Source organism: Micromonospora sp. C28ISP2-4, from assembly GCF_030519385.1.
GTDB classification, from domain to species: domain Bacteria; phylum Actinomycetota; class Actinomycetes; order Mycobacteriales; family Micromonosporaceae; genus Micromonospora; species Micromonospora tulbaghiae.
The window spans coordinates 114,540-127,416 of record NZ_JAUMKG010000002.1; the positions used below are offsets into that span (position 1 = coordinate 114,540).

The 12,877-nt window shown below is 71.4% G+C and carries 14 protein-coding genes; 11 read left to right on the forward strand and 3 right to left on the reverse strand.

The genetic code is table 11. The features are described 5' to 3' along the window. The first annotated feature begins 109 nt into the window (after positions 1 to 109). Positions 110 to 787 (forward strand): SDR family NAD(P)-dependent oxidoreductase, encoded by a 678-nt coding sequence (locus tag Q3W68_RS09320; protein ID WP_302905082.1) that lies wholly within the window; start codon positions 110 to 112, stop codon positions 785 to 787. Here Q3W68_RS09320 and Q3W68_RS09325 read toward each other — a convergent pair. Further along, the gene (locus Q3W68_RS09325; protein WP_302905083.1) at positions 772 to 1,503 is read right to left on the reverse strand and encodes a dTMP kinase; all 732 of its coding nucleotides are present in this window, start codon (positions 1,501 to 1,503) and stop codon (positions 772 to 774) included. The two genes, Q3W68_RS09320 and Q3W68_RS09325, sit on opposite strands and share 16 nt — an antisense overlap. Positions 1,504 to 1,653: 150 nt before the next feature. Between Q3W68_RS09325 and Q3W68_RS09330 the strand changes: the two genes are divergently transcribed. From Q3W68_RS09330 to Q3W68_RS09350, 5 genes are all read left to right on the forward strand, one after another. Then, on the forward strand, positions 1,654 to 2,235 hold the full coding sequence (locus Q3W68_RS09330) for a nucleotidyltransferase (RefSeq protein ID WP_043328811.1): 582 nt from the start codon (positions 1,654 to 1,656) through the stop codon (positions 2,233 to 2,235). A gap of 56 nt (positions 2,236 to 2,291) precedes the next feature. Next, a complete protein-coding gene (locus Q3W68_RS09335) occupies positions 2,292 to 2,501 on the forward strand; it encodes a hypothetical protein (protein WP_225853111.1) in 210 nt (69 codons plus the stop codon). Positions 2,502 to 2,511: 10 nt separating this feature from the next. Further along, a complete protein-coding gene (locus Q3W68_RS09340; RefSeq protein ID WP_302905084.1) occupies positions 2,512 to 3,240 on the forward strand; it encodes a metallophosphoesterase in 729 nt (242 codons plus the stop codon). A gap of 42 nt (positions 3,241 to 3,282) precedes the next feature. Further along, positions 3,283 to 3,429 carry a GPGG-motif small membrane protein gene (locus tag Q3W68_RS09345; RefSeq protein ID WP_013288160.1) on the forward strand — a complete coding sequence of 49 codons (147 nt, stop codon included), beginning with the start codon at positions 3,283 to 3,285 and terminating at the stop codon, positions 3,427 to 3,429. Positions 3,430 to 3,580: 151 nt separating this feature from the next. Further along, positions 3,581 to 4,078, forward strand: coding sequence for a TspO/MBR family protein (locus Q3W68_RS09350; RefSeq protein ID WP_302905085.1), 498 nt, complete (start codon positions 3,581 to 3,583; stop codon positions 4,076 to 4,078). A gap of 42 nt (positions 4,079 to 4,120) precedes the next feature. Here Q3W68_RS09350 and Q3W68_RS09355 read toward each other — a convergent pair whose 3' ends face one another. Beyond that, positions 4,121 to 4,897: a peptidoglycan DD-metalloendopeptidase family protein gene (locus Q3W68_RS09355; protein ID WP_302905086.1), complete on the reverse strand. Its 777-nt coding sequence runs from the start codon at positions 4,895 to 4,897 to the stop codon at positions 4,121 to 4,123. 237 nt (positions 4,898 to 5,134) lie between these two features. Between Q3W68_RS09355 and Q3W68_RS09360 the strand changes: the two genes are divergently transcribed. The 5 genes from Q3W68_RS09360 (at position 5,135) to Q3W68_RS09380 (ending at position 11,373) form a co-directional block, all read left to right on the forward strand. Then, a complete protein-coding gene (locus Q3W68_RS09360) occupies positions 5,135 to 6,475 on the forward strand; it encodes an ABC transporter substrate-binding protein (protein WP_302905087.1) in 1,341 nt (446 codons plus the stop codon). A gap of 71 nt (positions 6,476 to 6,546) precedes the next feature. Further along, on the forward strand, positions 6,547 to 7,593 hold the full coding sequence (locus Q3W68_RS09365) for a carbohydrate ABC transporter permease (RefSeq protein WP_302905088.1): 1,047 nt from the start codon (positions 6,547 to 6,549) through the stop codon (positions 7,591 to 7,593). A gap of 1 nt (position 7,594) precedes the next feature. Next, a complete protein-coding gene (locus Q3W68_RS09370; RefSeq protein ID WP_302905089.1) occupies positions 7,595 to 8,554 on the forward strand; it encodes a carbohydrate ABC transporter permease in 960 nt (319 codons plus the stop codon). Between the two features lie 61 nt (positions 8,555 to 8,615). Beyond that, positions 8,616 to 9,686, forward strand: coding sequence for a LacI family DNA-binding transcriptional regulator (locus Q3W68_RS09375; RefSeq protein WP_302905090.1), 1,071 nt, complete (start codon positions 8,616 to 8,618; stop codon positions 9,684 to 9,686). Between the two features lie 43 nt (positions 9,687 to 9,729). After that, on the forward strand, positions 9,730 to 11,373 hold the full coding sequence (locus tag Q3W68_RS09380) for a glycoside hydrolase family 13 protein (protein ID WP_302905667.1): 1,644 nt from the start codon (positions 9,730 to 9,732) through the stop codon (positions 11,371 to 11,373). A 58-nt stretch (positions 11,374 to 11,431) separates the two neighbouring features. Here the strand turns inward: Q3W68_RS09380 and Q3W68_RS09385 are convergent, their stop codons facing one another. Further along, positions 11,432 to 12,865, reverse strand: a complete 1,434-nt coding sequence (locus Q3W68_RS09385) for an MFS transporter (RefSeq protein WP_302905091.1) — start codon at positions 12,863 to 12,865, stop codon at positions 11,432 to 11,434. Positions 12,866 to 12,877 lie beyond the last annotated feature (12 nt).

Consider the following 12,877-nt stretch of genomic DNA (forward strand, 5'->3'; position numbering starts at 1 on the left):
CGACGTGCCGGTCCGCCGTCGCGCGGCAGGGACCTGCCTGGTCGGCCTCGACCGGACGGGCCGGACGGCCCACCGGTCCGTCGGCGGGGCGGTTGGCTAGCGTGTGTCCATGACGGAACGCACGGTGCTGGTGACCGGAGGCACGGGTGGACTCGGCGGCGCGGTCACCGCCGCCTTCCTCGACGCCGGCTGGCGGGTGGTCGTACCCCGGCGGGAGCCCGGAACGGACGACGGCGCGGTCCGGGTCGTGGCCGACCTGCTGACGCCCGAGGGGGCCGCGCGGGCGGTCGAGGCGGCGACCGCCGAGCCTGCCGCGCCGCTGCGCGCGGTGGTCAACCTCGTCGGCGGGTACGGGGCCGGCGGCCTGGTGCACGAGACCCCGGTCGACGACTTCGAGCGGATGCTGCGGCTCAACCTGCGCCCGACGTACCTGGTCACCCACGCGGCGCTGCCGCACCTCATGGCGTCCGGCGACGGCGCGGTGGTCTGCGTCTCGGCCCGGGCGGCGGTCTCGCCGTTCCCCGGCGCCTCCGGCTACGTCACCGCCAAGGCCGCGGTGCGGGCGTTCGCCGAGACGGTGGCGGTCGAGTACCGGCAGCGCGGCGTGCGGTGCAACACGGTGCTGCCGAGCGTCATCGACACCCCGGCCAACCGCGCCGCCCAGCCCGACGCCGATCACCGGCGCTGGGTGCCGCCGGCCGAGATCGCCGAGGTGATCCGCTTCCTGGCCTCCCCCGAGTCCGCGCCCACCAGCGGCGCGAGCATCCCGGTCTACGGGCGGGCCTGAACCGGCACCGGGCCGTCCCGCCCCGCGCCACCGGCCGGGCGTCGCGGACCCGCCGGAGCCGGGCCGGGACCGGCGGACGGGTCGTCGGGCAGCCACTCGCTCAGGTGCGCCCGGATCCGCCGGGCCACCTCCTCCGGCGGACCGTTGCCGTCCACCACCACGAAACCGCCGTACTCCGGCAGACCCCGGTAGGCGGCGGCCGCGGCGGTCAGCCACTCCATCGTCTCGTGGTCGGTGCCGCGCCGCTCGATCCGGCGGTACGCCTCGGCGGGGTCGACGGTGAGCAGGAACGTCACCCGGGGCGCCGGGAAGATCCGGTACCCGGCCCGGGCCAGCCGCTCCCACCGCTGCCCGCCGTGCGCCCGGATGCTGGCGTACTGGCAGGCCGACCACCTGTCCATCACCGCCGTCCGGCCGGTCACCAGGCAGCTGAGCAGCGCGAGCGCGATGGCCAGCCACCGCAGCACCGACTCGACCACGAGCAGGCCGTCGCGCCCGACGAGCCGTTGCGCGTCCGGACGGCCGACCCGCTGGGCGATGCGGCCGAGCCAGCGGCGGCCACCGGCGTTGCGGTGGTAGGTGGCGGGACGGCCGGCGGCGGTGAGCGCCTGGGCGAGCCGGTGGGCCTGGGTGGTCTTACCTGAGCCGTCGATGCCGATCAGGGCGACGGCGCGCAGTCGGGCCCCGCCCCGCCGCGTCCGCAGTGAGCTGGCCACCCTCCCGAGGTTATCCGACCGATGCTCACACCGGCCCGTATGTCGCTTTCCTGCCCTGACGGGCCGATCGCGCCGCAACAGGTGTGACCGGAGCGTCCGCCGGGTACGCATCGTGGTCCCACCGCAGATATGACGACGAGGGAGCCGCAGATGGCCGAGCGCGGGGACGAGACCCTGGTGCACACGCTGAAGAAGGTCGCCGCCGTGCTCAAACAGTCCGAGATCCCGTTCGCGCTCGGTGGCAGCTTCGCGGTGTACGCGCACGGCGGCCACTCCAGCGACCACGACGTGGACTTCCTGCTCCGGGAGGCGGACGTCGACCGGGCACTGGAGGCGCTGGTCGAGGCCGGCTTCACCGCCGAGCGCCCGCCGGAGGACTGGCTGGTCAAGGTCTACGACGAGGACCGGATGGTGGACCTGATCCACCGGCCGGTGGAGACGCCGGTCACCGAGGAGACGTTCGCCGACACCATCGTGCGCCCGGTCGACGCGATCCACATGCCGGTGCTCTCGGCCAGCCAGCTCATGGTGCACAAGCTGCTCAGCTTCTCCCAGCACTACTGCGACTTCGCCCGCGCCCTGCCGCTGGCCCGTTCGCTGCGGGAACAGATCGACTGGGAACGGGTACGGAAGGAGACGCAGCACTCGCCGTACGCGGAGGCGTTCCTGGTGCTGCTCGACCGGCTGGACGTGCTGCCCGGCGGCGCGCCCGGCGGAAGGGAGACCCTGTGACCGGACTGTCCGGCGACGTTCCCCCCGACGAGTACGTCGAGGCGGAGATCCAGAGCATGCTGGCCGAGGACCCGACGGTGGCCGAGCAGGGCATCACTGTGGTCCGGCGGGAGAACGGGCTGGTGCTCTACGGCGAGGTGGAGAGCCCGCACCGGCGGGAGGAGATCCTGCGGCGGGTGGCCGAGCGCTTCCCGGACACGCCAGTGACCAGCGACATCGGGGTGATCCGTACGCAGGCGCCCACCCAGGTCGAGGAGTTGCCGTGAGGGAGGTTCGATGGTGATCCGGATCGCCGCCGTGGGCGACGTGCATCTGGACGAGGACGTGGTGGGCCGGTTCCGCCCGGCGCTGGAGGAGCTGCCCGGCTGCGCCGACGTGCTGCTGCTCGCCGGCGACCTGACCCGGCACGGCACCGAGGCCGAGGCGCGGTGCGTGGCCCGCGAGTTCGGCGACCTCGGCGTACCGGTGATCACCGTGCTCGGCAACCACGACCACCAGTGCGACGAGGTGCCGCAGGTGGTGAAGGTGCTGGAGGACGCCGGGATCACGGTGCTGGAGGGCACCGGCACCGTGGTCGACACCCCCGGCGGACGGCTCGGGGTGGCAGGCGTGAAGGGGTTCGGCGGCGGTTTCGCCGGGCGGTGCGCCAGCGACTTCGGCGAGCCGGAGATGAAGGCGTTCGTGCGTACCACCCGGGAGAGCGCCGACGCGCTCACCGACGCGCTGCTCGCGCTGGAGTGCGACGCGCTCGTCGCGCTCACCCACTACTCCCCCGTACCGGACACGCTGGCCGGCGAGCCGCTGGAGATCTACCCGTTCCTCGGTTCGTACCAGCTCGGCCAGGCGATCGACTCCGCCCCCACCGCGCTGGCGCTGCACGGGCACGCCCACCACGGCACCGAGCGCGGCACCACACCGGGCGGGGTACGGGTCCGCAACGTGGCCCACCCGGTGATCAAACAGGCGTACAGCGTCTTCCACCTGGGCGGTGATCAGCTCGACTGACCGGGAGGTTTTCGGTAACGGGCGTCCGGGTATTCAGCCGACATGGAGCTGATTCTCTGGATTCTCGCAGTCGTACTGGTGGTCGCCGGAATTCTCGCGCTGTTCCGTCGGCAGATCCTCTGGGGCATCGTCCTCATCGTCGTCGGCCTGCTGGTCGGCCCGGGCGGCGTCAGCATCTTCAACACGTAACCGCTGTTCTCTTAACCGCCGGGGTCGCCGGGCCCGGGCGTTCCGTCCTGCCGGACCGGAACGCCCGGGTCGGTGACCCCGGCTTTTCCGTGTCCCGGGTCCGGCGACGCCCGGGCGTTTGCCGTGCCGGTCGAGCGGAAACATCTCGACCATGGAGATGTCGCAGAGTGTCGCCCGGCGGACGGCCGGTGCCCGGAAGTGGTGGGCGCTGCTCGGCTTCGCCGCCGCCACCTTCGCCGCCGCCGCGATCGGCGGGCTGGGTGTCCAGGGCACCTCCGCCGAGTACCAGAGCCTGGAGCAGCCCGCCTGGGCGCCGCCGTCGTGGCTGTTCGGCCCGGTCTGGACCGTGCTCTACGCGCTCATCGCGATCGCCGGCTGGCTGGTCTGGCGCCGCGCCGGGTTCGGCCCCGCGCTCTGGGCCTGGGTCGTGCAGCTCGTGCTCAACGCGATCTGGACCCCGCTGTTCTTCGGCGCCGGGGCGTACGGGCTGGCGTTCGCCGAGATCCTGCTGATGTGGCTGGCGATCGGCGTGACAGTGGCTCTGTTCCGGCGCGTCTCCCGGCCCGCCACGCTGCTGATGCTGCCGTACTGGGCCTGGGTCACGTTCGCGTCCGCGCTGAACTTCGCCGTGTGGCGGCTGAACTCCTGACCGGTACGGGCGCGGGGGCGCTCGCTCCCGCGCCCGCCGGGCTCAGCAGCGGGGTACGCCCGGGATGTAGCCGTCGTACCCGGTGTAGACGTAGGCGTCGGAGATGAACCGGCCGGAGCCGATCCGGTCCCAGATCGAGCTGGTGCCGTACGTGCCGCTGACGCTGGTGCCGCTGGTCTGGCACTGGATGGTCACCTTCGCCCCGTCGGCCACCGTGCCGACCGAGCTGTAGCCGGTGCCGGGGCCGGAGCGGACCGTCAGCGGGGAGCCGGCCGTGTTGACGGTGCCCTCGCCGGTGTTCGTCCCGCCGCAGCCGTTGTCGCTGGTGTAGGTCTTGGTGCCCCAGTAGAGCGCCTGGACCCCGTTGAACTTGATCTTCACGGAGCTGCCGTCGATGCGCTGCTCGTAGTGCAGGTGCGGGCCGGTGGAGCCGCCGGTCGTGCCGACGTAGCCGATCACCCGGCCGTACCCGACGGTCTGCCCGACGGAGACGTTGAAGGCGTTCAGGTGGGCGTAGTAGGTGGTGTGACCGCCACCGTGGTTGATCCGGACGTACTTGCCGTAGCTGGTGTCGCCGAGGTTGGTGACCACGTCGACGGTGCCGGGCGCGCTGGCGACCACGGGGTCGCCCAGGTCGTCGGTGCGGTTGAAGTCGATCGCGTTCGCCGGGCTGTGGTTGGTCCGGGTCTGGCCGGACCAGGACTGGTTGCACGGGAACGGGACCTTGAACGTGGGGGCGGCCATCGCCGGCGCGGCCGGCACGAGGGTCGCCGCCAGGACCGCCGCGCTCGCCCCGAGGGCGAGCCATCGCTTACGCATCCACTGCCTCCAATGTTGAAAGTCTTCAATGTGATGCGGACATCCTGACAGAAAGTTCCGTTCCCCGGAAGATTCGTGGGAGCGCACCCACCAGCGGTGGCCAAGGTTTCGGGATTGTTACCGGGCCGTGTCCGGCCAGGGGTGGACCCGACACGATGCAAGCGCTTACATGTGAGGACGACCATCGGACCGGCGCGGGTTCGATCCCCCCACGCGCCGGCAAGGAAGGAGATCGGCATGGCGTTTGCCAGATCGCGCCAGGCGCTCGCGGTCGCCGGCGTCCTGGGGCTGACGCTCGGCGTCGCCGCCTGCGGCACCGGCAACGACAAGAAGAGCAGCAACGCGGGCTCGGCCGAGTGCGGCGCATATGAGAAGTACGAGGGTCACGACGGCAAGAAGGTGACCATCTACTCCTCGATTCGTGACATCGAGGACGAGCGCCTCCAGCAGTCTTGGAAGGAGTTCGAGGACTGCACCGGCATCGAGATCGACCACGAGGGCTCCGGCGAGTTCGAGGCCCAGCTGCCGGTCCGGGTCGACGGCGGCAACGCCCCCGACCTCGCCTTCATCCCGCAGCCGGGTCTGCTGAAGCGGTTCGTCGACTCGGGCAAGCTCAAGCCGGCCGGCGCCGACACCAAGGCCATGGCCGAGCAGAACTACTCCGCCGACTGGCTGAAGTACAGCACCGTCAACGGCCAGTTCTACGGCGCCCCGCTCGGCTCCAACGTGAAGTCCTTCGTGTGGTACTCGCCGAAGACCTTCAAGGAGAAGGGCTGGACGGTCCCCACCACGTGGGACGACCTGATCAAGCTCTCCGACCAGATCGCGGCCAGCGGCACCAAGCCGTGGTGCGCCGGCATCGAGTCCGGTGACGCCACCGGCTGGCCGGCCACCGACTGGATCGAGGACGTGCTGCTGCGCACCGGCGGCCCGGACGTCTACGACAAGTGGACCACCCACGAGATCCCGTTCAACGACCCGCAGGTGGCCGACGCGCTCAACCGGGCCGGCACCATCCTGAAGAACGAGAAGTACGTCAACGGCGGCTTCGGCGGCGTGAAGAGCATCGCCACCACCTCGTTCCAGGAGGCGGGCACGCCGATCACCAGCGGCAAGTGCGCGCTGCACCGGCAGGCGTCCTTCTACGCCAACCAGTGGCCCGAGGGCACCAAGGTGGCCGAGGACGGCGACGTCTTCGCGTTCTACTTCCCGGCCATCGACCCGTCGAAGGGCAAGCCGGTTCTGGGCGGCGGCGAGTTCGTCGCGGCCTTCGCCGACCGTCCCGAGGTCCAGGCGGTGCAGACCTACCTGGCCTCCGGCGAGTACGCCAACAGCCGCGCCAAGATCGGTGACTGGGTCTCCGCGAACAAGAAGCTGGACCTGAACAACGTCCCGAACCCGGTGGACAAGCTCTCCGTGGGCATCCTCCAGGACGAGAAGACGGTCTTCCGCTTCGACGGCTCGGACCTGATGCCGGCCGCGGTCGGCGCCGGCACCTTCTGGAAGGGCATGGTGGCCTGGATCAACGGCAAGGACACCCCGGCCGTCCTGAACGACATCGAGGGCAGCTGGAAGTGATCTAGCAGGTGGCCCGGTCCGGGGAACCGGACCGGGCCACCTCTGCTAGCCGAACCCTTGAGGGAGGGTCGATGGAGTTCGACTTCGCGGCGGAGCAGCCGAAGTTCCTCATGCTGATGTACGGGCTGATCGCCTTCGTCGCGGTGGTGGGCGGGCTGCTCCTGCTCCTCGACGTGGTGCCGTCGTTCTTCGCCCGGCGCCGGGAGGCGCAGCTGGTCGCGGCCTCGGCCAGCGGCGCGCCGCTGCCCCGCCGGCGCAAGCAGCGCGAGGGCGCGCTCGCGTTCTTCTTCCTGTTGCCGACGCTGCTGCTGCTCGCCGTCGGACTGGTGGTCCCCGCCGTCCGCACCACGCTGCTCTCCTTCATGGACTCCGGCAGCAACAACTGGGTGGGCCTGGACAACTACCGCTGGATGTTCGCCGAGGACTCGATCGTCCGGGTCCTGATCAACACGCTGATCTGGGTGCTCCTGGTGCCGCTGGTGGCCACCGGGTTCGGCCTGATCTACGCGGTGCTGGTGGACAAGGCCCGGTTCGAGGCCGTGGCCAAGTCCCTGATCTTCCTGCCGATGGCGATCTCGTTCGTCGGCGCCTCCATCATCTGGAAGTTCGTCTACGCCTACCGGGGCGAGGGCGACCAGATCGGCCTGCTCAACCAGATCGTGGTGAGCCTGGGCGGCGAGCCGAAGCAGTGGCTGCTGGACTCGCCGCTGAACACGTTCCTGCTCATCGTCATCATGGTGTGGATCCAGGCCGGTTTCGCGATGGTGGTGCTCTCCGCCGCGATCAAGGGCATCCCGGCCGACATCGTCGAGGCCGCCCGGCTGGACGGCACCACACCCTGGCAGATGTTCTGGCGGATCACCGTGCCGAGCATCCGTCCGGCGCTGATCGTCGTGGTGGTGACGATCTCCATCGCCACGCTCAAGGTCTTCGACATCGTCCGGACCGCCACCAACGGCAACTACGACACGAACGTGATCGCGACCGAGATGTACAACCAGGCGTTCCGCTACCAGGAGAACGGGCAGGGCTCGGCCCTGGCGGTCTTCCTGTTCGTCCTGGTGATCCCGATCGTGATCTACCAGATCCGCAACCTGCGCAAGCAGCGGGAGGGCTGAGATGACCACCGCCACGCCCACCGTCGGAGTCGGCGCCCAGGCGACCGAGCCGGTCACCCGGGCCGCCCGGGTGCGCAAGCGCCTGAACAGCCGTACCGCCACGCTCGTGTCGATCGTCATCGCGGTGCTCTGGACGATCCCGACCTTCGGGCTGTTCATCTCCTCGCTCCGACCGGAGAACGAGATCAAGACCACCGGCTGGTGGACGTTCTTCAGCAACCCCCAGATCACGCTGGAGAACTACCAGGAGGTGCTGTTCAGCACCGGCTCGTCCGGGCAGCTGGCCAGCTACTTCATCAACTCGCTGGCGATCACCATCCCCTCGGTGCTCTTCCCGCTCGCGTTCGCGTCGCTCGCCGCGTACGCGCTGGCGTGGATGAACTTCAAGGGGCGGGACTGGGTCTACATCGGGATCTTCGCGCTGCAGATCGTGCCGTTGCAGATGGCCCTGGTGCCGCTGCTGCGGTTCTTCTCCACCGGCGTCACGGTCGCCGGGGTGCAGATCCTCCCGGCGTGGGACCTGGTCGACGAGCAGAAGTTCGCCCAGGTGTGGTTCGCGCACACCTGCTTCGCGCTTCCGTTCGCCGTGTTCCTGCTGCACAACTTCATCTCGCAGCTCCCCGGCGACCTGATGGAGGCGGCCCGGGTCGACGGGGCCACCCACCCGAAGATCTTCCGCACCATCGTGCTGCCGCTGATCATGCCCGCGCTGGCGGCGTTCGGCATCTTCCAGTTCCTCTGGGTCTGGAACGACCTGCTGGTCGCGCTGATCTTCGCGGGTGGCGGCGACGAGACCGCCCCGATGACCGTCCGGCTCGCGGAGCTGGCCGGCACCCGGGGCAACGAGTGGCAGCGGCTGACGGCAGGCGCGTTCGTGTCGATCGTCGTACCGCTGATCGTGTTCCTGTCCCTCCAGCGCTTCTTCGTGCGAGGTCTGCTCGCCGGCAGCGTCAAGGGCTGATCCGGCGCCCCGCCGCCGGCCGTGCCGGCGGCGGGGCCCGGGTCACAGCGGGGAGCTCACGATGACCAGGATTGACGACGTCGCCCGGCTGGCCGGGGTCTCCACGGCCACGGTCTCCCGGGCGTTGCGGGGCCTGCCGACGGTCTCGGCCGCGACCCGCCGCCGGGTGCTCGCCGCCGCCGAACAGCTCCAGTACGCGGTGTCGCCCAGCGCGAGCCGGCTGGCCGGCGGCCGGACCGGCACGGTGGCGGTGGTGGTGCCCCGGATCACCAGATGGTTCTTCGGCACCGTGGTGGAGGCGGTCGAGGAGTTCCTCCAGGACAGCGGCTACGACCTGCTGCTCTACAACCTCGGCGGCCGGGAGCGGACCCGGCAGCGGGTGCTGCGCACGGCGAGCCTGCACAAGCGCGTGGACGCGATCATCCTGGTCGCGACCCCGCTACGCGCGGCCGACGTGCACGCGCTGACGAAGCTGGACCTGCCGGGCGTGACGATCAGCTCCGGCAGCCAGGTGCCCGGGTGGCCCTGCGTCCGGATCGACGACGTGGCCGCCGCCCGGATCGCCACCCGCCACCTGCTCGACCTCGGCCACACCCGGATCGCGCACATCTCCGGCGACCCGGACGACGAACTGGCCTTCACCACCCACCTCGACCGGCGGCGCGGCTACCAGGAGGCGTTGCGGGCCGCCGGGCTACGGCCCGACCCGAGCCTCGACGTCGAGTCCCGGTTCACCATCGACGGGGGCACCCGGGCCACGGCCGAGCTGCTGGCCCGGGGCGAGCCGCCGACCGCCATCTTCGCCGCCTGCGACGAGATGGCGATGGGCGCGATCACCGCGCTGCGCGACGCCGGGCTGCGGGTGCCGGAGGACGTGAGCGTGATGGGCATCGACGACCACGACCTCGCCGGCGTGCTCGGGCTCTCGACGATCGCCCAGCCCGCCGCCGACCAGGGGTCGCTCGCCGCCCGCATCCTGCTCGACCCGCTCGGCGTACGGGCCGCCGCGCCGTACCCCGGCCTGGTGCCCGCGCCGCGCGGCGCCGACACCGGCGACGGGACGCCACCCCCGGTGATCCTGCCCACTCGCCTGGTGGTGCGCGAATCGACCGCGCCGCCCCGGGCAAACTGAACGAACTCGCTCGTCACCGCACCACCCAGACAGGAGTAAGGCGCTGAACACCGACGCGACGCAGCAGGCCCCGGGCACCGGCTGGTGGACCGAGGCGGTCATCTACCAGGTCTACCCGCGCTCGTTCGCCGACTCCGACGGCGACGGGATCGGCGACCTGCCGGGCATCACGTCCCGGCTCGACCACCTCGCCGAGCTGGGAGTCGACGCGGTCTGGCTGTCCCCGTTCTACCCGTCCCCGCAGGCCGACGCCGGGTACGACGTGTCCGACTACCGCGACGTCGACCCGCTGTTCGGCACGCTCGCCGACGCCGACAAGCTGATCGCCCAGGCGAAGGCCCGCGGGCTGCGGGTGATCGTCGACCTGGTGCCCAACCACACGTCGTCCGCGCACCGCTGGTTCACCGCGGCCGTGGCGGCCGCGCCGGGCAGCCCCGAGCGGCAGCGGTACGTCATCCGCGACGGCAAGGGCCCGGACGGCGCCGAGCCGCCGAACGACTGGGTGAGCGTGTTCGGCGGACCCGCCTGGACCCGGCTGCCCGACGGGCAGTGGTATCTGCACCTGTTCGACTCCGGCCAGCCCGACCTCAACTGGGACAACCCGGAGGTACGCGAGGAGTTCCTCGACGTGCTGCGCTTCTGGCTGGACCGGGGCGTGGACGGCTTCCGGGTGGACGTGGCGCACGGCCTGATCAAGCAGGCCGACCTCGCCGACTGGCAGGAGCCGCAGGAGATCCTCTCCGGCAGCGAGGTGGACAAGCCGCGCCCGCCCATGTGGGACCAGGACGGCGTGCACGAGATCTACCGGGAGTGGCGGCGGGTGCTCGACTCGTACCCCGGTGAGCGGATCCTGGTCGCCGAGGCGTGGGTGGAGCCGGCCGAGCGGCTGGCCCGGTACGTGCGCCCGGACGAGATGCACCAGGCGTTCAACTTCGAGTACCTGATGGCCGCGTGGACCGCACCGGCCCAGTACGCGGTGATCACCCGCTCGCTGGAGGCCACGGACGCGGTGGGCGCGCCGACCACCTGGGTGCTGTCCAACCACGACGTGGTCCGGCACGCCTCCCGGCTCGGCCTCGGCACCGCCGGCGGCCGCGCCAACGGCGTCGGCGTGGACGACCCTCAGCCGGACGCCGCGCTGGGCCTGCGGCGGGCCCGGGCGGCCAGCCTGCTGATGCTCGCGCTGCCCGGCTCCGCCTACCTCTACCAGGGTGAGGAACTCGGGCTGCCGGAGCACACCACGCTGCCCGACGAGGCCCGGCAGGACCCCACCTGGGCACGCAGCGGGCACACCGAGCGCGGCCGGGACGGCTGCCGGGTGCCGATCCCGTGGGAGGCCGACGCCCCGTCGTACGGCTTCGGGCCGACCGACGCGAGCTGGCTGCCCCAGCCGTCGACGTGGGCCGAGTACGCGCTGGACCGGCAGCGCGGCGTGCCCGGCTCGACGTACGAGCTGTACCGGACCGCGTTGCGGCTGCGCCGCGAGCACGCGCTGGCCCGGGGCCCGCTGCGGTTCCTGACCTCCGGCGACGAGGTGCTCACGTTCACCAACGGCGACCTCACCGTGCTGACCAACTTCGGCGCCGCCCCGGCGCCGCTGCCGGCCGGCGCCGAGGTGCTGGTGTCGAGCGCGCCACTGGACGGCGACGCGGTGCCGACCGACGTGACGGTCTGGTTCCGGGCGTAAGGAAGGGCCCCTTCTTAACGCCTCCGGTAGAGCAGGGGCCCCTTCTTAACACTCACCGTTAAGAAGGGGCCCTTCCTTCTTCCAGGCGGTCGGCGCGGGCGTGCAGCAGGTCGTGCACCTGGGCGATGTCGCGGGGCGAGGTACGCGCGGCCAGCCAGTACATGATCCCGGTCGGGATGAAGAAGAGCTGGAACGCGGCCAGCCCGACCGCGTAGTTCAGCGGCGGCGGGAAGGCCGCCCGCAGTCCGGCGAACGCCACCCCGACCAGCCCGTTGCCCGCCGCCCGGCCCACGCCGTTGACCAGGTTGCCCAGGCTGTAGACGGTGCCCCGGTGCTCGGGCGGGTTGACGTCGGCGATCAGGGCGAACCAGTTCGGCGAGTTCGCCGACGTCAGCGCCAGCGCCACCACGGCGGTGAGCAGGCTCAGCCCCACCGTCGGCTCGGTGAACACGCTGGACAGCACGGCAGTCACCACCGCGCCGGAACCGGCGCCGTCGGGCACGTCGATGCGGATCGGCACGAAGAACAGGACCAGGTAGAACGGCAGCGCCGCGAGGATGCCGACGGCCGCGACCATGGCCCGGCCGCTCGGCGTACGCCGTTGCAGCGCGTCGCCCACCAGACCGCCCACGATGGACAGCACGCCGCCGAGCTGGAACAGGGTGGCGAAGACGCTGCCCACCACCACGGCGGTGGCCGGTGAGTAGCCCTGCGCCTCGGCCCGCTGGCTGAACAGCACCGGCAGCCAGACCAGCGAGCCGAACGCGGCCTGGGCGGTCAGCCCCTGCAGGATCAGCCAGCGGTTGGTCCGGCGGGCCAGGATCCGGGGCAGATCGGCGCGGCTGATCCGGTAGTCGTACTCGTTTCCGGCGTCGATCGCCCCGGCCAGCTCCGGTTCGCTCTGCCCGCGCCGGATGTCGTAGGTGAACAGGTACGCCACTGTGGCGGCCAGGCCCACGCCGGTCAGCAGCAGGAACGGCCGCCGCCAGTCGGTCGCGCCGAGCACGCCGCCGAGCAGCGTCCCGGCCAGTGTGCCGACGCCCTGGGACAGCCCCCAGAAGCTCATCACCAGGCCGCGCCGACGCGGTGAGATCAGGTCGGTGACCACTGAGAAGCCGACCGAGCCCACCGCGCCGAGCCCGACCGCGCCGACGAACTGGGCGGCCAGGAACGTCGCGTACCCTCCGGCGAGCGCGCTGCCGGCGGTGCCGGCGGCCCAGAGCAGCGTGCCGACCATGAGCAGCGGCTTGCGGTTGGTGCGGTCCCCGACGTATGCCCAGCCGACCGCCGCCACCGCGCTGACCAGGAAGCTGACGGCGGTGACCAGGCCGAGCATCCGCTGGGGTACGTCGAGCGCGGTGGAGATCGGCCCGTACAGCGGGGGCACCAGGCCGATCGCCACGTTGTCCAGCGAGGCGAGCACCACGAAGACCACGACGCTGTAGAACCGGTGCGCCGCGTTCCCGCGCCGGGAGATCCTGGTGCCCTTCATGCAGGGCAGCCA

Bases quoted from the DNA above. Each gene is read 5' to 3' on its own strand.
- Q3W68_RS09370 (WP_302905089.1), top strand. From the start codon at position 7,595: ATGACCACCGCCACGCCCACCGTCGGAGTCGGCGCCCAGGCGACCGAG.
- Q3W68_RS09360 (WP_302905087.1), top strand. From the start codon at position 5,135: ATGGCGTTTGCCAGATCGCGCCAGGCGCTCGCGGTCGCCGGCGTCCTG.
- Q3W68_RS09320 (WP_302905082.1), top strand. From the start codon at position 110: ATGACGGAACGCACGGTGCTGGTGACCGGAGGCACGGGTGGACTCGGC.
- Q3W68_RS09345 (WP_013288160.1), top strand. From the start codon at position 3,283: ATGGAGCTGATTCTCTGGATTCTCGCAGTCGTACTGGTGGTCGCCGGA.
- Q3W68_RS09330 (WP_043328811.1), top strand. From the start codon at position 1,654: ATGGCCGAGCGCGGGGACGAGACCCTGGTGCACACGCTGAAGAAGGTC.
- Q3W68_RS09340 (WP_302905084.1), top strand. From the start codon at position 2,512: ATGGTGATCCGGATCGCCGCCGTGGGCGACGTGCATCTGGACGAGGAC.
- Q3W68_RS09335 (WP_225853111.1), top strand. From the start codon at position 2,292: ATGCTGGCCGAGGACCCGACGGTGGCCGAGCAGGGCATCACTGTGGTC.
- Q3W68_RS09365 (WP_302905088.1), top strand. From the start codon at position 6,547: ATGGAGTTCGACTTCGCGGCGGAGCAGCCGAAGTTCCTCATGCTGATG.
- Q3W68_RS09375 (WP_302905090.1), top strand. From the start codon at position 8,616: ATGACCAGGATTGACGACGTCGCCCGGCTGGCCGGGGTCTCCACGGCC.
- Q3W68_RS09355 (WP_302905086.1), bottom strand. From the start codon at position 4,897: ATGCGTAAGCGATGGCTCGCCCTCGGGGCGAGCGCGGCGGTCCTGGCG.
- Q3W68_RS09385 (WP_302905091.1), bottom strand. From the start codon at position 12,865: ATGAAGGGCACCAGGATCTCCCGGCGCGGGAACGCGGCGCACCGGTTC.
- Q3W68_RS09350 (WP_302905085.1), top strand. From the start codon at position 3,581: ATGGAGATGTCGCAGAGTGTCGCCCGGCGGACGGCCGGTGCCCGGAAG.